The sequence below is a fragment of the Actinomyces lilanjuaniae genome (genome assembly GCF_003606385.1).
GTDB classification, from domain to species: Bacteria; Actinomycetota; Actinomycetes; order Actinomycetales; family Actinomycetaceae; genus Actinomyces; species Actinomyces lilanjuaniae.
This window is the reverse complement of sequence record NZ_CP032514.1, coordinates 1,102,685-1,121,647: the sequence shown is the minus strand read 5'-3', so window position 1 is coordinate 1,121,647 and position 18,963 is coordinate 1,102,685. Positions and strand designations below refer to the sequence as shown.

The 18,963-nt window shown below is 69.6% G+C and carries 20 protein-coding genes; 4 read left to right on the top strand and 16 right to left on the bottom strand.

All coding sequences use genetic code 11. The annotated features are described in order from the left end of the window. Positions 1-27 precede the first annotated feature (27 nt). The 11 genes from D5R93_RS04790 to rpsP all read right to left on the bottom strand — a co-directional run bounded on the left by D5R93_RS04790 (position 28) and on the right by rpsP (position 8,888). Positions 28-1,605, bottom strand: coding sequence for a YifB family Mg chelatase-like AAA ATPase (locus tag D5R93_RS04790; protein WP_120204128.1), 1,578 nt, complete (start codon positions 1,603-1,605; stop codon positions 28-30). After that, entirely contained in the window at positions 1,602-2,042 is a 441-nt protein-coding gene (locus tag D5R93_RS04785) for a YraN family protein (protein ID WP_120205815.1), read from the bottom strand. The genes D5R93_RS04790 and D5R93_RS04785 overlap by 4 nt, the downstream gene beginning before the upstream one ends. A gap of 254 nt (positions 2,043-2,296) precedes the next feature. Next, a complete protein-coding gene (locus D5R93_RS04780) occupies positions 2,297-2,602 on the bottom strand; it encodes a DUF2469 domain-containing protein (protein WP_119835714.1) in 306 nt (101 codons plus the stop codon). Between the two features lie 77 nt (positions 2,603-2,679). Then, entirely contained in the window at positions 2,680-3,474 is a 795-nt protein-coding gene (locus D5R93_RS04775) for a ribonuclease HII (RefSeq protein WP_120204125.1), read from the bottom strand. Then, positions 3,471-4,367: a signal peptidase I gene (lepB, locus tag D5R93_RS04770; RefSeq protein WP_243106949.1), complete on the bottom strand. Its 897-nt coding sequence runs from the start codon at positions 4,365-4,367 to the stop codon at positions 3,471-3,473. Before lepB (D5R93_RS04770) ends, D5R93_RS04775 begins: the two co-directional genes overlap by 4 nt. Before the next feature lie 20 nt (positions 4,368-4,387). Continuing rightward, complete coding sequence (gene rplS, locus D5R93_RS04765) at positions 4,388-4,735, bottom strand: 50S ribosomal protein L19 (RefSeq protein WP_119835716.1); 348 nt, start codon at positions 4,733-4,735, stop codon at positions 4,388-4,390. A 145-nt stretch (positions 4,736-4,880) separates the two neighbouring features. Next, a complete protein-coding gene (lepB, locus tag D5R93_RS04760) occupies positions 4,881-6,029 on the bottom strand; it encodes a signal peptidase I (protein WP_243106948.1) in 1,149 nt (382 codons plus the stop codon). Next, the gene (gene trmD, locus D5R93_RS04755) at positions 6,026-7,495 is read right to left on the bottom strand and encodes a tRNA (guanosine(37)-N1)-methyltransferase TrmD (protein ID WP_120204122.1); all 1,470 of its coding nucleotides are present in this window, start codon (positions 7,493-7,495) and stop codon (positions 6,026-6,028) included. The genes lepB (D5R93_RS04760) and trmD overlap by 4 nt, the downstream gene beginning before the upstream one ends. Continuing rightward, entirely contained in the window at positions 7,495-8,043 is a 549-nt protein-coding gene (rimM, locus tag D5R93_RS04750; RefSeq protein ID WP_120204120.1) for a ribosome maturation factor RimM, read from the bottom strand. Before rimM ends, trmD begins: the two co-directional genes overlap by 1 nt. Before the next feature lie 148 nt (positions 8,044-8,191). Further along, complete coding sequence (locus D5R93_RS04745; RefSeq protein ID WP_119835719.1) at positions 8,192-8,428, bottom strand: RNA-binding protein; 237 nt, start codon at positions 8,426-8,428, stop codon at positions 8,192-8,194. 1 nt (position 8,429) lies between these two features. Beyond that, positions 8,430-8,888: a 30S ribosomal protein S16 gene (gene rpsP, locus D5R93_RS04740; RefSeq protein WP_120204117.1), complete on the bottom strand. Its 459-nt coding sequence runs from the start codon at positions 8,886-8,888 to the stop codon at positions 8,430-8,432. A 337-nt stretch (positions 8,889-9,225) separates the two neighbouring features. Here rpsP and D5R93_RS04735 point away from each other — a divergent pair, with 337 nt between their 5' ends. From D5R93_RS04735 to D5R93_RS04720, 4 genes are all read left to right on the top strand, one after another. After that, positions 9,226-10,218 (top strand): ABC transporter ATP-binding protein, encoded by a 993-nt coding sequence (locus tag D5R93_RS04735; protein WP_119835721.1) that lies wholly within the window; start codon positions 9,226-9,228, stop codon positions 10,216-10,218. Continuing rightward, positions 10,218-11,087, top strand: a complete 870-nt coding sequence (locus tag D5R93_RS04730; RefSeq protein ID WP_120204114.1) for a hypothetical protein — start codon at positions 10,218-10,220, stop codon at positions 11,085-11,087. Before D5R93_RS04735 ends, D5R93_RS04730 begins: the two co-directional genes overlap by 1 nt. A 173-nt stretch (positions 11,088-11,260) precedes the next feature. After that, positions 11,261-12,385: a sensor histidine kinase gene (locus D5R93_RS04725; protein ID WP_120204111.1), complete on the top strand. Its 1,125-nt coding sequence runs from the start codon at positions 11,261-11,263 to the stop codon at positions 12,383-12,385. Next, positions 12,382-13,038 (top strand): response regulator transcription factor, encoded by a 657-nt coding sequence (locus D5R93_RS04720; RefSeq protein ID WP_119835724.1) that lies wholly within the window; start codon positions 12,382-12,384, stop codon positions 13,036-13,038. The genes D5R93_RS04725 and D5R93_RS04720 overlap by 4 nt, the downstream gene beginning before the upstream one ends. A gap of 147 nt (positions 13,039-13,185) precedes the next feature. On the opposite strand, the gene D5R93_RS04715 is transcribed toward D5R93_RS04720, so the two are convergent. From D5R93_RS04715 to D5R93_RS04695, 5 genes are all read right to left on the bottom strand, one after another. Then, the gene (locus D5R93_RS04715; RefSeq protein WP_120204109.1) at positions 13,186-13,773 is read right to left on the bottom strand and encodes a DUF4276 family protein; all 588 of its coding nucleotides are present in this window, start codon (positions 13,771-13,773) and stop codon (positions 13,186-13,188) included. Beyond that, positions 13,770-14,957 (bottom strand): AAA family ATPase, encoded by a 1,188-nt coding sequence (locus D5R93_RS04710; protein ID WP_119835726.1) that lies wholly within the window; start codon positions 14,955-14,957, stop codon positions 13,770-13,772. Before D5R93_RS04710 ends, D5R93_RS04715 begins: the two co-directional genes overlap by 4 nt. Positions 14,958-14,987: 30 nt before the next feature. After that, a complete protein-coding gene (ffh, locus tag D5R93_RS04705; RefSeq protein ID WP_120204106.1) occupies positions 14,988-16,664 on the bottom strand; it encodes a signal recognition particle protein in 1,677 nt (558 codons plus the stop codon). 252 nt (positions 16,665-16,916) lie between these two features. Beyond that, complete coding sequence (gene ftsY, locus D5R93_RS04700; RefSeq protein ID WP_120204104.1) at positions 16,917-18,116, bottom strand: signal recognition particle-docking protein FtsY; 1,200 nt, start codon at positions 18,114-18,116, stop codon at positions 16,917-16,919. A 250-nt stretch (positions 18,117-18,366) separates the two neighbouring features. Further along, positions 18,367-18,750, bottom strand: coding sequence for a hypothetical protein (locus tag D5R93_RS04695; RefSeq protein WP_243106947.1), 384 nt, complete (start codon positions 18,748-18,750; stop codon positions 18,367-18,369). Positions 18,751-18,963 lie beyond the last annotated feature (213 nt).

Below are 18,963 nucleotides of genomic sequence, written 5' to 3'. Positions count from 1 at the left end.
TCCGGGAGGTCCGGGAGGTCCGGGAGGTCACGGTCGCGCTCCCCGGGTACGCAGGGCCAGCGCGGTCCCCAGGTGCTTCGGGGAGGGCGTGTCAGCCCGGTCGAGGTCGGCCAGGGTCCACGCCAGGCGCAGGACCCGGTCCACCCCGCGCAGGGAGAGGTCCCCACGGTCCATCACCCGCATGAGTCCTCGTGACACCTCCGGGCTCAGACCACCCTCGGGACCACGCAGGTAGGACCCCGGCACCTCCGCGCTGACCTGCCACGGGGTGCCTGCCAGGCGGCGGGCCGCACGCTGACGCGCCCGGAGCACACGTCGGGCCACGAGGACGCTGGACTCCCCTGTCCTGGCGGCGGCTATCTCTGCCGCGCTGTGGGCAGCGACCTCCACCTGGATGTCCACCCGGTCCAGCAGGGGGCCGGACAGGCGGGAGAGGTAGCGGCGGCGCTGGAGGGAGGTGCAGGTGCACTCCAGCCCCCTGCCGCCTCCCCTGCCGCAGGGGCAGGGGTTGGCCGCCAGGACCAGCTGGAAGCTCGCGGGGAAGGAGGCCCGGCCACCGACACGGTCGATGGTGACGGTTCCCGACTCCAGGGGCTGACGCAGGCTGTCCAGCACGCCGGGGCTGAACTCGGGGGCCTCGTCCAGGAAGAGGACGCCCCGGTGCGCTAGTGAGATCTCGCCGGGGCGGGGCATACCTGTGCCCCCACCGACCATCGCCGCCCGTGTCGCCGAGTGGTGCGGGGCGCGCAGAGGCGGGTCACTCATGAGACCTGACTCCGGGCTGAACACACCAGCCACGGAGTGGATCGAGGTGACGGTGACCGCGTCCTCCTGTCGCAGCGGCGGCAGGATCGTGGGGAGGCGCTCGGCCAGCATCGTTTTGCCAGTGCCCGGTGGGCCGGTCAGCAGCAGGTGGTGCCCGCCCGCCGCAGCGACCTCAAGGGCGTGGCGCGCCTCCTCCTGCCCGATGATGTCAGCCAGGTCCGGCTTCCGGGCAGGCGAGGGGGTCGCAGGTGCCCCAGACCGGCGGAAGGCGTGCTCGACCGAGCTGCTCACCAGGTGGGCTGCCCCCGCTGGCAGCACTCCTCCGTAGCGCTGGATCATCTCACCGAGATGGTCCACGGCCACGACCCGGGCTCCCGGGACCAGCCTGGCCTCGGCAGCGGCCGCCTGAGCCACGACAACCTCCTGCGCACCGGACTCCACGGCGGCATGCACGGCGGGAAGCACCCCACGCACCGGGTGCACCGTCCCGTCCAGGCCGAGCTCGCCGATATAGACCGTGCGGCTCAGCATCTCCGAGGCGTCGCTGGTGAGCCGCCCACGGGCTCCCAGGACCGCCAGGGCCAGGGCCAGGTCCAGGCTGCTGCCCGACTTGGGCAGGTCCGCCGGGGAGAGACTGAGCGTCAGCCGCTGCTCCCCCCAGGCCAGGCCGCAGGTGCTCAGAGCCGCCCTGACACGCTCCCGGGACTCCCTGACCGCGGTGTCGGGCAGCCCGACCAGGGTGAAGCCCGGCAGTCCCTGGGTCGCGTGGGCCTCAACCTCTACCAGGTGCCCGCTGAGCCCGGTCAGGGTCACCGCCAGCGTCCTGGCAAGGCCTGTCACAGTGCCACCCCCCGGTGGTGGCGCAGGAGCGCAGGCCGCCGGGAACGTAGCAGGACAGATACCACGTCAATGCGTGTCCCGCCGTGGACAACACGATGAGTGGCAGCCCACAGCGCTGCCAGGCTGCGTATCCTGGCGATCTTCCTCGCCCCCACGGCCTCGGCCGGACAGCCGCGGCCCAGGGAGGTCCGGGTCTTGACCTCGATGACGACCAGGACCGGCCGCTGTCGGGCGGTGTCGCTGCCTCCCTGGGCGGCCTGCTCCCGTCCCGATCCCGTCCCCGGATCGAGCGCGATGACGTCGAGCTCACCGCGCCTGCTGGTCTTCGGCCGCCAGTTGCGCTCCAGCACCTGCCACCCGGCGTCCTCCAGGTAGCGGGCGACCAGGTCCTCACCACGGCGGCCCACCTCGGCACTGTGGTCGGCACTGCGACCAATGCTGGGCTGCGAAACCGGTACCGTGCCCTGCTCTCCTTGTCCCCCCGACCTCTCCTGCAGACGACGGACAGTAGTGTGTGCCTCCACGACGGCATCCTCCCTCCCTGAGTGCCCTGAGCATGGCCCACGGCGGAGGCAGCAGGTGCAGGGGAGCCCGGCGCCTTGTGGACTGCGGTCCCGCACAGGCACCTGTGGTGACCAGGCAGGCTCAGGCAGCGGGGGCGGAGCCTGTCACCAGGCTGTCCCAAGCAGCCTCAGGAGGGGATGTCCATCTCCAGCTTAGTCAGTTCCTCGACGTTGACATCCTTGAAAGTGACGACGTGGACGGACTTGACAAAGCGGGAGGCACGGTAGATGTCCCACACCCAGGCGTCCTCCAGGGCCAGCTCGAAGAAGACCTCACCGCCGTTGCCACGGACCTGGACGTCAACAGCGTTGGCCAGGTAGAAGCGGCGCTCGGTCTCCACCACGTAGGAGAACAGGGAGACGACGTCGCGGTACTCCCGGTACAGGGCCAGCTCCAGCTCGTTCTCATATGCCTCAAGGTCGTCGGCGCTCACCAGGCCATCATGCACGACCGGCGGGCACAGCGGGCGTGGTCAGCCGGGCGAGTCGGTCCAAGGGTGCCCGCCCCGGGTCAGGTCCGGGGACCGCTCAGCCCTGGCAGGCGCCAGCTGCGGCGGTGGTGCTCGCTGGCCCCCAGCCTGCCCAGTGCCTCCACGTGGGCTGCCGAGGCGTAGCCCTTGTTCGAGGCCCAGCCGTATCCGGGGTCCTCCAGCTGTGTCATCACCGAGTCGCGTTCCACCTTGGCCAGGACGCTGGCTGCCGCGACGACGGCGCAGGTGGCGTCAGCCCTGGCCCGCAGGTGCACGCGCGGGCCCGCCCAGCCCGGGCCACGGACCTGGCCGGGGACGTCGTGGAGACCGGTGCGGAGGTCGGTGACGCCCAGGCCGACAGCGGGTCCGAGCCCGCTGAGGAGGTCGGGGGCTTCGGTAGCGCCCCCGCGCGAGGCCTGGGGATCCTGGGGACGCAGCCAGTCCGAGACCCCGTCGAGGATGAGCGCCTCCGGGGTGTGCCCGCGGGCGGAGACCTCCGCCAGCGCCCGCTGGCCCGCCAGGTGCAGGGCACCGGTGATCCCGTAGGCGTCGATCTCAGCGGAGGTGGCGTGAGCCACGGCCCAGTCCTCCAACCACTGGCGCAAGGGCATGACCAGCGCCCGGCGCCTGGGCGCACTCAGCTGCTTGGAGTCGGCCAGCCCCCGCGGGAAGGCGTCAGGAGTCTCCCGGGAGACGATAGCCACACCGACGCTGACGGGACCGGCCAGCGCGCCCCGGCCGACCTCGTCGACGCCACCCACCAGGGCCGCGTCCACCAGCAGGTCACGCTCCAGGCAACGGTCAGGCCGCAGCCTGTCCCTGGCAGCAGGTGTCACTGGCCGTCCCCGGAGGCAGCCGTCGGCTGGGGAGACCGGGAGTGCCCAGGAACGTCAGCAAAGACGGTGCGCCCCTCGTCAAGGACCTCCCAGCGGTCCAGCGGCCAGATGACGTACCTGGCCACACCGACGATACTCGACTGCGGCACGAAGCCTGCGTGCTCCTTGTCCTGGTGGTAGCGGGAGTCCGCCGAGTTGGAGCGGTTGTCCCCCATGACCCAGACGTACCCCTCCGGCACGGTCACGTCGAAGGCGGTCAGTGAGGCCAGCTCGCCGTCCCTGAGGTAGGTCTCCTCCACGACGGTCCCGTTAACGGACAGTACCCCTTGCCCGTCGGAGACGACGTGGTCCCCGCCCACGCCGATGACACGCTTGATGAGGTGGTGACCCGTGTCCTGGGGTAGCAGACGCAGGGCGACAAGCGCCTCCTGGAGGACCCTGTGCAGGCCCGTGGGCTCAGTGACGTCGAGCCACCCGCCCGGATCGGTAAAGACAATGACGTCACCACGCTCGACCTGTCCCGAGTCATACATGGTCACCGCCACCTGGTCCCCGACACTGAGGGTGTCCTCCATGGACGCCGAGGGGATCGTGTACGTCTGGAGGACAAAGGTCTTGAACAGGGCCGTCACCAGGAGGACGGTGACGATGAGCCCCAGGCAGGCCACCGCGCGTGAGGAGCGCCGCCGCACCGGGACGATGACAGGAGCGGGACTGCGACGCGGAGGGATAGAGGGCGGCAGGGGCGGCTCGTCCCCCGGTTGCTGGACACCTCCCTCGCTGGCCTGCTGGTCCCGGCTCTCATGATCGGCGTCCTGCGACAGGCTCACGTCTCCCTCCCCGCTGACCTCATGGTCCTGGTGGTGGGTGCCCCAGGAGACGTCCCGGGGCACCTACCAAGGCACCAGGAAGGTCACGACTCGCGACGCTCCTTGATCTTGGCCGCCTTGCCGCGCAGGTTGCGCAGGTAGTAGAGCTTGGCACGACGGACGCGACCACGGGTGACGACCTCGATCTTGTCGATCGAGGGAGTGTGGAGGGGGAAGGTGCGCTCCACCCCCACACCGAAGGAGATCTTGCGGATGGTGAAAGTCTCGGAGACTCCCCCTCCCTGCCGGGCGATGACGACGCCCTGGAAGACCTGGACACGTGTCCGCGTGCCCTCAACCACCTTGACGTGCACCTTCAGGGTGTCACCCGGACGGAAGTCGGGAATGTCCCGGCGCAGGGACGCGGCGTCGATCTCGTCGATCAGGTTCATTGCTTCCTCCACACCCATGCCGCTGGTCACGAGTGATTACCTCAGCGGTGCGACCCCCCACGAGGCCGACCGGTCTGCGACGCCCCGAGCCGCCTGAGCGCAGGCCTCCCCAGCGGCAGAGGCGCTACGGCGCACGAGAGCGTGCCTAAGTGTGCCACACGCTAGAGACCGCCAGGCGGGAAGACCGTAGGGACGTGCCAGAGTTCACGCCCGAGTAGCACAGCTCGTCGTACCACAGGCCGTTCCTTGCGACCGCCGCCCCAGGCCCGGCCAGCACAGGGTGGCCCTGCGCCTGGCCCCCGGGCAGGGGCGAGGCCTGGGGAGCCGGGACGGAGCGGAACACCTCCCTGCCCCCACCCAGGCCTGTCCAGTGAGTGACCGGCCACTCCACCGCCTTGGCGACACCCACGACGTTGCTCAGGGGGACGAATCCCCCATGGGTGTCATCACGGTGGAGGCGGGAGTCAGCCGAGTTGGAGCGGTTGTCCCCCATGACCCAGACGTACCCCTGCGGCACGGTCACGTCGAAAGCGATCTCTGAGGCGGAGCGCCCGGGCTTGATGTAGGGCTCGTCGACCTCGACGCCGTTGACGCTCAGGCTCCCCTGACCGTCCGCGACGACCCGGTCCCCAGGCATGCCGATCACCCGCTTGATGAGGTGGTGCCCCGCGTCCTGGGGAAGGATACGGATCGCCACCAGCACGTCCTGGACGACGCCCTGCAGCCCAGAGGGCTCGGTGACCTCCAGCCAGCCGTCGGGGTCGGTGAAGACCACGATGTCACCGCGCTCAATGTCCTGGGAGTCATACATGGTGACAACCACCCGGTCCCCCTCGGAGAGGGTGTTCTCCATAGAGCCGGAGGGGATGATGAAGGACTGGAGCACGAAGGTCCGGAACAGCGCCACCAGAAGCACCGCGACACCGACATAGAGCAGCGTCGAGCCCCACCGCAGCGCCAGGGCGAGGCCGCTGACGGAACGCGTGGGTTCGTCGGCGCCTGCGCCTGCACGCCCTCTGCGAGCACCTGACACACCGTCGCGGCGTCGGCTGGTGGCCTCCACGCGCCTCACAGCGTCCGTCACGGCACCGTCCACGCTACCGTCCACGTCATCATCCACGCCGTCCTCCACCGCGTCTTCTCCTATCTCCTCCGTGGTCTCAGTGACGTTCTTCATCGTGTCCCTCGTCGCCTGCGCTACAGCGCCCGGCGTCGTGCCCGCATCCTGCTCCTGCCTGCCCCCGGAGATGCTGGGGTACTCTCGGCCGCGACTGGCCGACATGGCCTCGCTCATGACCGTGCTCCCGTCCCTGCCGACGTCACGCCCGGCCCTGTCCCGGGCTGAGGCCCCGAGCCCGTCCTGGCTCGTGCCTCACGGACCATGACGACGTCGCGGCACAGGCGTCCCCCGACGTCGTAGGTCCGGGTGCCGACCCGGGCGAAACCGACATGCCTGTAGGCCCTCTGCGCCCGTCTGTTGGAGGTGCTGGTCCCCAGCCACACCAGGTCCACGCCCCGCTGGGTGGCACAGTGCAGCACCTGGTCCAGCAGCGCCCGGGCCAGGCCAGACCCCCGCATGGAGGAGTCGACATAGATCTTGGACAGCTCGGCCACCCTGCGGCCCTCACCTGCCGTGACGCACTCCGGCCGGGGATCCAGCCCTGCGGGCACGTTCCCGTCCCGGTCAGCCTGCTCCTCGACGAGCAGGGCGTAGCCGACGACACGGTGGCACTCCTGCGGCTGGTCCTCCAGCTCGGCCAGGACCAGCTCGGCACGGGGGTCCTCCACCCAGGAGGCAAAGTGGCTGCGTGTCAGATTCGTGGCGATATGCTCCGCAACCTGGTCCGAGGTGATCTCCCGAGGGCAGGCGTCCGGGAAGGTCCGTGCCGCCAGGTCAGCCACGGCCCCGACGTCCTCGTGGCAGACGTGCCGTACCCGCGCCCGCACCGGGTGGTCAGCCCCCTGCGGCACCACCCACCCGTGGGCGGCCAGGGCCGCACGGTCGGCGCCGTCGAGGGCGGAGGCCCCTAGCACCGCGACCAGGTCCGGGCGCCGCTGCGCCGTGCGGGCAATCGACTGGTCCCTGCGGAGACGACGCACACGGGCGTGGTCCCCCGAGACGAGTACCGGGTCAACCTCCAGGCCCCGCCAGGAGAGGGGACGGGTGTAGGCGGGGTGCTCCAGGAGCCCGTCAGCCCCGTGGGACTCCTCCACCACCGAGTCCGGGTTGCCCAGGACACCGGGAACGAGCCGGGCCACAGCCTCGATAACCACCAGTGCCGCAACCTCTCCGCCGCTCAGGACGTAGTCCCCGATGCTCAGCTCACGGACCTCGACGCCACGCGCCCGGTAGTGCTGCGCCACCCGGGCGTCAATGCCCTCGTAGCGCCCGCAGGCGAAGGTGATGGTGGCCGCCGAGGCCAGGTCCTCGGCGGTGCGCTGGGTGAAGAGCTCCCCCGACGGGGTGGGGACCACCAGCACCCGACGTCCCGGGGCCGGGTCGGCACCGTCCGTGGACGAGCCCGTACCGTCCAGGCCCATGACCTCGTCGAGCGCCTTGCCCCAGACGTCAGGGCGCATGACCATACCCGCTCCGCCACCAGCCGGGGTACCGTCCACCGTGCGGTGCCGGTCGTGGGCCCAGCGGCGCAGGTCGTGCACGTGCACCTCCAGGGTGCCTGTGGCGACGGCCCTGCCGACCAGCGAGAGGTCCAGCGCCCGCAGGTAGTCGGGAAATATTGTCACCACGTCGAACCTCATCACTGCGCCTCCGTCCCGCCCTCCTCGGGGAACAGACCTCCTGGCGGGTCCAGGACGACCACGGCGGAGGCGGTATCCACCACCGGGACAAGAGCCTCGACGAACGGAACGGAGACCTGGGAGCCCTCCGGGGTGCGCACCACCAGGCGGTCCTGGGCGACACCGCGCTCCAGGTCGACAACCTCGCCAAGGTGGGTCCCGTCGACACGGCGCGCCCTCAGCCCTACCAGCTGGTGACGGTACCAGCCCTCCTCGCTGTGCCCGGAACCACCCTGCCCGCGGTCCGGCTCCTGATCGGTGTCCACCAGCAGGCGGACGCCGCGCAGCGCCTGTGCCGACGTGCGGTCGGGGGCCTGCTCGAAGGCCGCCAGCCACCTCCTGCCGTCACGGCGCAGCCGGGTGACCGTCAGCGGCCCCACCCGCACGGGATCCGTGGGCAGCACAGTCCCCGGGGCCAGGCGCCCCTGGGGGTCGTCAGTGCGGATGTCAAGGCGGACCTCGCCCCTGAGGGCGTGAGCGGCCCCGATGACGGCGACGGTAAGCAGCACCTGGTCTCCTGCCTGGTCGTGGTAACGGTCGGTGCTAAACCTACCGTGGTCTACGGACGCAGTGGTGCCCGGCCCTGGTGGGGCCGGGCACCACAGTAACAACGGTGGAACGAGGAGGCGCCTCGTGCGCCGCGTCGCACAGGTCTGCTCAGCGCCGATCGGTGTCGACCACGTCAACGCGTACCGGGGCATCGGCCAGCGCTCCCACGACCGTGCGTAGCGCCCGGGCAGTACGGCCGGAACGGCCGATGACCCGGCCGAGGTCCTCAGGGTTGACCCGCACCTCCAGCAGGTCCCCGCGGCGCAGGGACCTGGAGGTGACGGTCACGTCGTCAGGGTTGTCGACGATGCCGCGCACGAGGTGCTCAAGCGCCTCGGCTAGCATCTCAGGACTCCTCAGCAGGTGCTGCGCCCTCGGCAGGCTGGTCGGCCGCCGAGTCGTCCCCGGCCACCTCCTGCTGCGCCTTGGCCTGAGCCGCGTCAGCCTTGCGCTTCTCCGCGTCGTCAGCCGCGGCCTTGACGGCGGCAGCCCTGGCTGTGGCGGCAGCGTCAGCGTCCTTGACCTTGAGACGGCCCTCCGCCCCGGGCAGACCCTTGAACTTCTGGTAGTCACCGGTGATCTTGAGCAGCTTGAAGACAGCGTCTGTCGGCTGGGCGCCCACGCCGAGCCAGTACTGCACACGCTCGGAGTCGATACGAATCAGCGAGGGCTCCTGCGTCGGGTCGTAGAGACCGACCTCCTCAATGACGCGGCCGTCGCGCTTCTTGCGGGCGTCGAGGACGACGACCCGGTAGAAGGGAGCGAACTTCTTGCCCATGCGCTTGAGGCGAATCTTGACTGCCACTTGGTTGAACTCCTGGTCCTGGATGAGGTGGTCCGTGCCGGCTCCCGGTGGGGGCTGGCAACAGGCTCCGGTACGGGCCGATGACGCGGCTGGAGGCGGGAGAGGGCCGACCTGAAGCCGAGTACAGCCGGAAATTCTGCCAGAGCGGCGCCGACAGACGCCACCGTGCGGGACCACGAGCCACTCTCTCCTCGTGCGAGATCGCCCACACACTCGTGGCTGCGGCACGACACCGTCGTGGTGCCACGCGTGCCGCACGGCAGGCATGACACCTGTCATGCCCAGGCGGTGACAGGGCTCAGCACCGGCAGGTCGGCCACGAGCACATGCTGGCACCATGAGCATCTCGCAGCCTGGCACGCACAGCCCGGCCCCGACCGTCCCGCGACCTGCCCGGACCCCTGCCGTCGAGGCCACGGGCCTGCGCAAGAGCTTTGGGCGACTGACCGCCGTCAGCGGCCTGGACCTCACGGTCACCCCCGGTGAGGTCGTTGCCTTCCTGGGACCCAACGGGGCAGGAAAGTCCACCACCTTGGACATGATCCTGGGGCTGTCGAGTCCCGACGAGGGGAGGGCTCGCGTCCTGGGCAGGTCACCGGCTGCGGCGGTGCGTGACGGCGCCGTCGGGGCCGTCCTCCAGGACGGGGGTCTTCTCGGCGACCTCACCGTGGCCGAGACCCTGCGGGCGGTGGCCTCCATGGGCAGCGGGCGGGTGGACCTGGACGACCTTGCGGCCCTCACCGGGTTGTCTGAGGTGCTGCGCAGGCGGGTCAGCCGCTGCTCGGGCGGCGAGCGTCAGCGGCTGCGCCTGGCCCTGGCCCTCATGCCCGACCCGGAGGTGCTCGTCATGGACGAGCCGACGGCCGGGATGGACGTCGCGGCACGTATCACCTTCTGGGAGACCATGCGCTCCCAGACCAGGCGGGGGCGCACCGTCCTCTTTGCCACTCACTACCTGGAGGAGGCCTCCTCCTTCGCCGACCGCGTGGTCATCATCGCCCAGGGCAGGGTGGTGGCCGACGGAAGCGTCGACGACGTACGTGGCTTGGGCACAGGGGCCACCGTCACCGCCTCCTGGCCCGGCGCCAGCGAGCACGTCCTGAGCACCGCCCTGGCCTGGTGCCCCGTGTCCTCCACGGTTCTGCGCACCGTGGTACGCGGTACGCACGTGGAGATCCGCACCACTGACCCCGACGGCCTCGCCCGCTGGCTCCTGACGGACACTCCGGCCCGGAACCTGGGCGTCACCGCCACCAGCCTCGACGAGGTCTTCACCTCACTGACTTCCTCAGGCACAAGCCCGGCGCCCTCAGCAGCAAAGGACAGCTGATGCCCTCCCCCACCTCCAGCACCACCTCCAGCACTACCTCCAACACCACTGCGCGGACCGCTCCCGCTGGGGCAGGCACGGCCGCCCCCCGGATAGGCAGGGTACGTCCCCTGCTCACCTACATACTGCTGGAGACACTGCGTACCCTGCGCCACCCGGCCAACCTGTTCTTCGTCATCGCCTTTCCCCTGGTCATGTTCCTTGTCTTCAGCGGTATCGTGTCCGGCCAGGCCACCAGCGGCGCGGACGGGGACTACATCTCAGCCACGATCATGCTGGCCATGGCGGGCTTCAGCTCCTGTCTGAGCGCCGCCAGCACCGCCTCCGCGGCCGCCGTCGAGCTCAACGAGGGCTGGGGACGGCAGATGGCTCTCACCCCCCGAGGCCTAGTGGGCTACGCCCAGGTCAAGGTTCTCGCGACGGCGGCATCGGCAGCCGTCCCGGTGGGAGTGGTGGTGGCAGCCGGTGCCCTGACCACCGCGCAGGCGCCGGCCCGGGTCTGGGTGCTGGGGCCGCTCCTGTGCCTGGTCAGTGCGCTCCCCTTCGTCCTGTGGGGCCTGGCCGTCGGGCTCTGGCTGCCGCCCCAGGCCTCAGTGGGGATCGCCACCTCGTTGGTCAGCCTCTTCGGCTTTCTCGGCAACACGTTCATGCCGCTCAGTGAGACGCTGCTGAGCATCGGGCGCCTCACCCCGATGTACGGACCCACGGCACTTGCCCGCTGGCCCCTGACCCACGGGTGGGTCTATGCCACCGACGCCCCGTCCTTCCAGGACCCCCTGTGGATCCCGGTCGTTAACCTGGTGGGGTGGACACTGATCTTCGCCGCGCTGGTGGCCCTGGCCCGGCACCGGATGACGGTGCGCCGGTGACAGGGTCCACTACAGGTCACGGCAACGAGGGGCGTGACACTGCCATCAACACCGCATCAGAGTGGCTGAGCACCGCAGAGGCGACCGAACGGCCTGTGCCGCGGCCTCCCGTGCCAGCCTTGCCACAGCCCTTACGGCACCGATGGGTCAGTAGCCTCCGTAAGGTCAACTGGATGGCGGTGGTCTGGGTCGGCTTCCTGGCCCTTCCCCTCATCCTGCTGCACACCGGGCACGTCGAGCCCTGGCGGCGCGTGGCGGGCTCAGCCGGGATCATCGGCTTCACCCTCACCTACACCTGGGCCACCTTCCTCATGGTCGACACCAGAAGTGCCGATCAGCCCGACTTGGCCAGCCCCGGCTGGTCGGCCCTGCGGGGTCCTGCCCTGTCCCGGCTGGTGCTCCTGATGGTGTTCACAGGCCTGACCACGGCGGCCACGGGATGGCTAGCCGCCTACCTCTTCCCCTTCTTCTGCGCCTTCCTGCTGTATATCTCGCCGCTGGTGCCAGTGCTGCCCGGGATATGTCTGGTAATGGTGGCCATAGGTGTCCTTGACGCTGCCATTCTGACCTGGGCACCCTCTCCCTACGCCCGCTGGATGGCCCTCGGCTGCTGCGCGGGGGGAGTCATCATCATCCTGTCACGCCTGTCCATGGAGTCCTCAAGGCGCCAGGCGCAGGCCGATCGCCACCTGGCTGCCGCCACGGAGCGCGAGGAGATCAGTCGTGACGTCCATGACATCCTCGGCCACTCCCTGACCCTTCTGACCCTCAAGGCGGAGGTCGCCCACCGCCTGCTGGCCCACGACCCGCAGGCGGCCGAGCGCGAGCTGGCCCAGGTCATTGAGCTCTCACGCGCGGCACTGGCCGACGTGCGCACGACTGTGTCGCGCCTGCGCACGCCCGACCTAGCCAGCCAGCTGGCGTCATCCCGGTCCGCTTTTGCCGCGGCAGATCTTACCGTCGCGGTGTCAGGCAGTGCCTCGTCAGTGCCCCTGCCCCAGCGCGAGCTGGTGGCCTGGACCCTGCGTGAGGCCACGACCAACATCCTGCGCCACGCACGGGCAACACGTGTGAGCATCCAGCTGGCACCAGGACTGGTCCGGGTAACCGACGACGGCCAGGGCCTAGGAGGGGCACCCATGGGCAACGGCCTGCTGGGACTGCACCGGCGCGTCGAAGCCGCCGGTGGCCGTCTGGTGCTGACCAGCCCGGCCCCAGCCAGCGTCGCCACCCCGGACCGCGGGACAGCCGTGGCCGCGGGCGGGCGCCCAGGCACCTGCCTGGAGGTGCGACTATGAGCGTCGTCGTAGGCTCCGTGCCCTCCCCCACCCCGCCCTGCGCCCATACCATCCGCCTTCTTGTCGCCGACGACCAGGCGCTGGTGCGCGGCGCCCTGGCCACACTGCTGGGCCTGGAGAAGGACATCGCCGTGGTGGCCCAGGTGGGCACGGGCAGGGAGGTCGTCGGTGCCGTCCGGGACCAGCGTGCCAATGTCGCCCTCATTGACATCGACATGCCGGACATGGACGGCCTGGCAGCCACCGCGGCACTGACCGCCTCGGGACTGGCCTGCCGCAGCCTCATCGTCACCACCTTCGGACGACCGGGCTACCTCTCCCGCGCGCTGGAGGCCGGGGCCAGCGGCTTCCTGGTCAAGGACACTCCTCCCGGGGATCTGGCTGAGGCGGTGCGCCGGGTCCACGCGGGCCTGCGGGTCATTGACCCGGCCCTGGCCCAGGAGTCGGTACTGCTGGGTCCCAACCCGCTGACTGACAGGGAGCGGGCGGTGCTGCGTCTGGCCGCGAGGGGCGCCGACGCCCGGGAGATAGCCGTGGCGCTCCACCTTGGCCAAGGCACCGTGCGCAACTACCTCTCCAGCGCCATCGCCAAGACGCACGCCCGCAACCGCACCGAGGCAGCCCGCGCCGCCGAGACCAACGGCTGGCTGTGACACGGGTGGCTGTGGGCGGCCGAATGAGCCGAGACCGTCAAACCTCCACCTACAAACCTCCACCAACAGCACCGCTGCAACCGGTCTCCTCAGGCGCCGCAGAGGTTCCTACACCTAGGAGTATCCAGGATCACCGTGTGCCCGCCGTCATGCCCTATCCGCACTGCCGTCCCTGCCACCCAAAGCCACCAGCAGGTCGTGTTCGAACGCCGCGAAGGACGGGCTGCGGCCCCGCGCGGCCTCCAGACTCATCACTCCTGTGAAGCGGACCTGGTGGAGCGTCTCCTTGTAGGACTCGGTCATGATCTGCTCAAGGCGTCCCTTCGCGTCACGAGGACGCTCCGGGTCGCCGTCGAAGCTGGCGTCGTCACGAACGGCGGTATGAGAACGAAGCGACTCGGCGGCAGCCAGGAACCACGCCTCGTACTCCCGCACCGCCACAGCGACAACCGTCTGAATCCCGCCCAAGGCCTCTAAGGTCAGGCGCCGAACTTTCTGCGGATCGTCGTCATCGGCGTCGCACAAGACGACGACACCACCCTGACCGGCTCTCAGCCGCTGCATGCGCACCGCTTTCGCCACCTTGCTGCCCGTCATCTCGGCTCGAGGCAGCCGGTGTGGCTGGGTGGTCCTCACACCGTAATGACCATGCTCCTCGGCGATACGGCGGATGAGCACAGGGAGGGCACTGACCTCACCATGCCCCTCAACCACGGCTCCCACACAGGGAGTCATGAGGCGACCACCTCACGCACCTCGGGATGGAGCTGGTCAGCACGCAGAAGCTCACCGGCAGTGAACAGCGACTCCTTGAGAGCCATACGAGAGGCCTCGTCGGGTCGGCTGACCTCGGTGGTACCCTCGACCGACCTGACCGCAAGGAGCTCGTCAGGGCGGATCGACGCGGAGTCAAGAAGGTCCGGGCTGTGAGTAGTGAGCAGGACCTGCCGCCGCTCAGAGGCGTCACGGATCGCGTCAAGAAGCACCCCGGCTGCGGCAGGGTGCAGCGCTGTCTCGGGCTCCTCCACCCCCACGGCGGACAGGGTGGTGCCGGTTCCGGCGAAGAGGGCCACCAGCACACCCAGTGCGCGCAGCGTCCCGTCGCTCACCGACGTCGCCTGGAAGGACCATGGGGCCGACGCACCCTGTACCCTCTGCTGGAACTCCAGGGTCTCCCAGCGCGCGACCGCGAGGCGTCGCACCGACTCGACACCCGGGACGATCGAGTGCAGGTAGTCCTCGATCCTGCGCTTGACCTCCGGTCTTGCACGATCAAGGCGCTCAATGACGGAGGCGATGTTCGAGCCGTCACGTCGCAGCAGATCACCTGGATCAGGTGCGACAGGTCGCCGCATGGCCTCAGGGGACGGGCTGAACACCTCCATGGCGGACAGCCCGTCGTACACAGGCCGGAAGACCTCAATGCCCGACAGGGAGACCAGAGCCAGCCTGTCGGCAGACAGGCGCGGGAGGCGGTCCTCCGAGGTCGAGACCACCTCTCCACCCCGGATCTCATAGTAGTGCCTCCCACCGCCGGGCTCCGTCGAGGTGATGGTGCAGGACTCCTTTGCCACACGGAACCCGCCACCGGATACCGCCCCGACCTGAAGTTCGTAGGTCCCCTCCGCACCACCTGCGGACTCCAGGAAGTCGATCGTGACCGTGAAGCTGGTGGGGCGGCCGGTCGAGCGTCTCCGGACCTCCTTGACTCCGCCACGGTCCCTGAGAGCGTTGTCAAGGGTCTCGCCGAGGGCCTGCCGGACGAGCCTCAGCGAGTCCAGCACGTTCGACTTGCCAGACCCGTTGGGGCCCACCAGCATGGTGACTTGTCCCAGCTCAAGGTTGCACGAGCGGATACTGCGGTAGTTCCTTAACCTCAGGCGACTCAGCCTGAACCTGGAGAACGTGGAGCCGGTCATGTGCCCAGGTTATATGACTCCCGCCTCCACTCAGCCCAGCCCCATGTGGCGGCGCAGGTCCTCCGGGAGCGCGGCGAGCGCCTGAGCCGGGTCAGCAGGCTCGCTGGCCGCCTCCTGCGTGCCAGATTCAGGCATGATCCCGTAGGAGCCCGCCGCGCCTCCACCCAGGCCGAAGGCAGAACCTGCTGAGTCCGCGGCCGGGGCGGCCTGAGCCGCCTGGGACCTGCTGGCCGCTACCTCCCTGGCCTGGCGGGCCGCCTTGGCCGGGTTGCCGGAGCGCCCCTTCTTCCCGCCCTTGCCCTTCTTACGGGAACGGGGGGCCTGGCGGCCCTTGGAGTGCTTGCCGCTGGAGGGCATGGCGCCCGCTCCCGGCAGGCCACCAGGACCGAGCGCCCCTGCCCCGCCGCCACTGGCGGCCATGGACTCCATCATCCTCTTGGCGGCCTCGAACCGGTCCACCAGCTCGTTGACGGCCTGGACGGTGGTACCTGAGCCCTTGGCGATACGTGAGCGGCGTGAGCCGTTGAGGATCGACAGGTCCCTGCGCTCCGCGGGGGTCATGGAGCACACGATCGCCTCGATGCGGTCCACCTCCCGCTCGTCAAAGCTCTCCAGGGCCTCGCGCATCTGGCCCATGCCAGGCATCATGCCCAGCAGCTTCTTCATCGATCCCATCCTGCGGATCTGGCGCAGCTGGGAGAGGAAGTCCTCCAGGGTGAAGGTCCCCGAGGCCAGCTTGGCGGCGGCGTCCTCGGCCTCCTTCTGGTCAAGGGTGCGCTCCGCCTGCTCGATGAGGGTCAGGAGGTCCCCCATGTCCAGGATGCGTGAGGCCATCCGGTCGGCGTGGAAGCGCTCGAAGTCCCCCAGCCCCTCACCGGTGGAGGAGAAGAGCACAGGAGCCCCAGTCACCCCCCGCACCGACAGGGCGGCACCGCCGCGGGCGTCGCCGTCGAGCTTGGACAGGACCACGCCGGTGAAGCCCACGCCGTCACGGAAGGCGACCGAGGTGTTGACCGCGTCCTGGCCCACCATGGCGTCCAGGACGAAGAGGATCTCGTGAGGGTCCACGGCGTCACGGATGCGGACCGCCTGGTCCATCATCTCCGCGTCCACGCCCAGGCGCCCAGCGGTGTCCACCACCACGACGTCGTAGCCCTGCTCACGCGCCCGCTGCACCCCGGAGCGGGCCACGGCCACCGGGTCACCCACCCCGTTGCCCGGCTCAGGTGCCCACACGTGGACGCCCGCCCGCTGGGCCACGACGCTCAGCTGGGTGACGGCGTTGGGACGCTGCAGGTCGGAGGCCACCAGGAGCACCCGTTTGCCCTGGTCGCGCAGCCAGCGCCCCAGTTTCCCGGCCAGGGTGGTCTTACCTGCGCCCTGAAGGCCCGCCAGCATGATGATCGTGGGACCGGTGGGTGCCCAGTGGATCTCCCGGCTCTGGCCACCCAGGACCTCGACCAGCTCCTCGTTGACGATCTTGACGACCTGCTGGGCAGGGTTGAGCGCCTGGGACCGAGCCGCGTCCGTCGCCTTCTGGCGCACAGCTGCCGTGAAGGATCGCACCACCGGCAGAGCGACGTCAGCCTCCAGCAGGGCACGTCGGATCTCTGAGACGGTCTCATTGACGTCCGCCTCGGACAGACGACCCTTGCCTCGCAGCGAGCTGAAGGAGGCAGTGAGCCGGTCGGAGAGATTGCCGAACACGTGGGGTCCTTCCTGGCGCACCGGGCGCCGGGGTCGTTGCTTGTCGGTCGCACACCCGCCGAGGTAAGACAAGGTAGGCACAGGCACAGGTACGTCACCCAGGGCGCGGAGCCGACCGGGACTGGCTGCGCACCAGGATAGCGGGCAGACCACGAACCCGCCGCAGCCTAGGCAACAGAAACGTCGTAGGACACCATGGTGCCACGTTGTCCTACGACGTTTCTGTTGTCCGGGCAGCCGGAAAGCCCGGCCTCAGGCCAGCAGGGCGTCGACGAACCCCTCCGGGTCGAAGGGGGCCAGGTCGTCAGCCCCCTCCCCCAGGCCCACCAGCTTGACAGGCACGCCCAGCTCCTTCTGCACGGTGACCACGATCCCACCCTTGGCGGTACCGTCGAGCTTGGTCAGCACGATACCGGTAATACCCACGGCCTCGGAGAAGACCTGGGCCTGGCGCATCCCGTTCTGCCCAGTCGTGGCGTCCAGGACCAGGAGAACCTCGCCTACCGGGGCCGCCCGGTCCATGACCCGCTTGATCTTGCCCAGCTCGTCCATGAGGCCAGCCTTGTTCTGCAGACGTCCCGCCGTGTCCACCACGACGACGTCGCTGCCCTGCTCGGCCGCGCGCCGCACGGCGTCAAAGGCGACCGAGGCCGGATCGGCACCCTCACGCTGGGAGCGCACCACCTCGACCCCCACGCGCTCGCCCCAGGTCGCCAGCTGCTCGGCAGCGGCAGCCCGGAAGGTGTCGGCCGCGCCCATGACGACGGTCTTGTCCTGGGCGACCAGGACGCGGGCGAGCTTGCCACAGGTGGTGGTCTTGCCGGTGCCGTTGACACCGACCATGAGGATGGCTGCGGCCGGAGAGCCTGAGGAGGTGTCAAAGCCCTCAGCCGGGATCGGACGGTCCAGACTGAGGGACCGGTCCAGGGTGGGGTCCACCAGGGTGAGCAGCTGGTCCCGAAGGACTGCCCGGACGGCCTGCGGGTCAGTGGTGTCAAGGACCCTGGCCTGAGTGCGCAGCTCCTCCATGAGGGCGGTCGTGACGTCGAGGCCCAGGTCGGCCGTCAGGAGCGTGTCCTCAATCTCCTCCCAGTCCTCCTCACTGAGGTCGCCGCGGGACAGGACAGCCAGGACGGCCCGCCCGAAACCTCCGGAGCCGGCCAGGCGCGCCCGCAGGCGCTGCATGCGGCCGGGGATGGACTCCGGGGCCTCCACCGTAGCGACCCCGCCCGGTCCGCCCGGCGCCTCCACAGGGGGTGCCACCCCAGCCTGGCCCGACGACGTGCCCGACGGCTCCTGCCCCCGCTCAGTGGGGGCGGTATCCCTGTCGGGAGGCGAGGGAGTGCCCCGGTCCTGGGACAGCCGCCCCCTTCGCCGGCGAGTGTAGAGCCACAGGCCGCCAAGAAGCAGGAAGACGGCGAGGACGGCAAGTACGACATAGATAGGGTCCATAGTCACATCATGCCTGATCAACCAGCACCGGCTTCAGCCTGCCTGCGTCTGCTAGGCCTGACGTCGTAAGCGGGGACAGCACGACCGGGCACGGCACGCCTGAACGCCCGCTAGGGAAGACGGGAACAGCCTCCCAGGCGGGCGCTCAGGAAGGTGTGACAAGACAAGGGTGCCGACGGACGGACCAGGCCGTCCACCTGAGGATGCGCGGGCGCGTGGCGCAGCAGCCGCGGCGCTAGTCGCGTGCTGCTCAGCCGTTGATAGGACCGCTGTGCTGGACCTGGGTCTTGGCCGCACGAGTCTGGCGACGCCTGGCCTCCAGCTCCTGCGCCCTGCTCCCGGCGCTCTCCCTGGCCCTTTCCGCAGAGTCCATGGCCTTCTCCACGACGTCCACGAGCCCCTGAAAGGAGTCGGTCCCGGTATAGACGGCAGGGCCCTCACGGGTCATCAGCTCAGAGAGGTGGGCCTCCTGCGCGACGACCTCCACGCCAGGCTCCTCCTCACGAGCATCCTGCACAAGTCCGCGTACCCGCTGCGGCCAGGAGCGCACAGGGTAGCGGTCAGCGATCACCACGCCCAGGACGAGCAGCGCGGCAACCAGGACGACGGCCAGTGGAACAATCATGACACCCATGGACCTGATTCTGCACCGGCGGGACGAAAAACCCAAGCCCTATCGTGGCGATGTCATCAATCATACAGTGGATCCTGATCAATCTCTGATATCGATGTTGAGGGAATCCGGCAGTCCTCGCCGCCCTGACGGGCATTGTCGCCCGGGGTCCGTCAAGCCGCCCATCCATACGCCGTGACAAAGAGGGCTGACCGGAGACCTGGCCAAGGGCGA

What these genes read in the sequence shown, in the direction of transcription:
- rplS (WP_119835716.1), bottom strand. Translation starts at nt 4,735, where the DNA reads ATGAACCTGATCGACGAGATCGACGCCGCGTCCCTGCGCCGGGACATT.
- lepB (WP_243106948.1), bottom strand. Translation starts at nt 6,029, where the DNA reads ATGAGCGAGGCCATGTCGGCCAGTCGCGGCCGAGAGTACCCCAGCATC.
- trmD (WP_120204122.1), bottom strand. Translation starts at nt 7,495, where the DNA reads ATGAGGTTCGACGTGGTGACAATATTTCCCGACTACCTGCGGGCGCTG.
- D5R93_RS04745 (WP_119835719.1), bottom strand. Translation starts at nt 8,428, where the DNA reads ATGCTAGCCGAGGCGCTTGAGCACCTCGTGCGCGGCATCGTCGACAAC.
- D5R93_RS04735 (WP_119835721.1), top strand. Translation starts at nt 9,226, where the DNA reads ATGAGCATCTCGCAGCCTGGCACGCACAGCCCGGCCCCGACCGTCCCG.
- D5R93_RS04730 (WP_120204114.1), top strand. Translation starts at nt 10,218, where the DNA reads ATGCCCTCCCCCACCTCCAGCACCACCTCCAGCACTACCTCCAACACC.
- D5R93_RS04725 (WP_120204111.1), top strand. Translation starts at nt 11,261, where the DNA reads ATGGCGGTGGTCTGGGTCGGCTTCCTGGCCCTTCCCCTCATCCTGCTG.
- D5R93_RS04720 (WP_119835724.1), top strand. Translation starts at nt 12,382, where the DNA reads ATGAGCGTCGTCGTAGGCTCCGTGCCCTCCCCCACCCCGCCCTGCGCC.
- D5R93_RS04715 (WP_120204109.1), bottom strand. Translation starts at nt 13,773, where the DNA reads ATGACTCCCTGTGTGGGAGCCGTGGTTGAGGGGCATGGTGAGGTCAGT.
- D5R93_RS04710 (WP_119835726.1), bottom strand. Translation starts at nt 14,957, where the DNA reads ATGACCGGCTCCACGTTCTCCAGGTTCAGGCTGAGTCGCCTGAGGTTA.
- ftsY (WP_120204104.1), bottom strand. Translation starts at nt 18,116, where the DNA reads ATGGACCCTATCTATGTCGTACTTGCCGTCCTCGCCGTCTTCCTGCTT.
- D5R93_RS04695 (WP_243106947.1), bottom strand. Translation starts at nt 18,750, where the DNA reads ATGGGTGTCATGATTGTTCCACTGGCCGTCGTCCTGGTTGCCGCGCTG.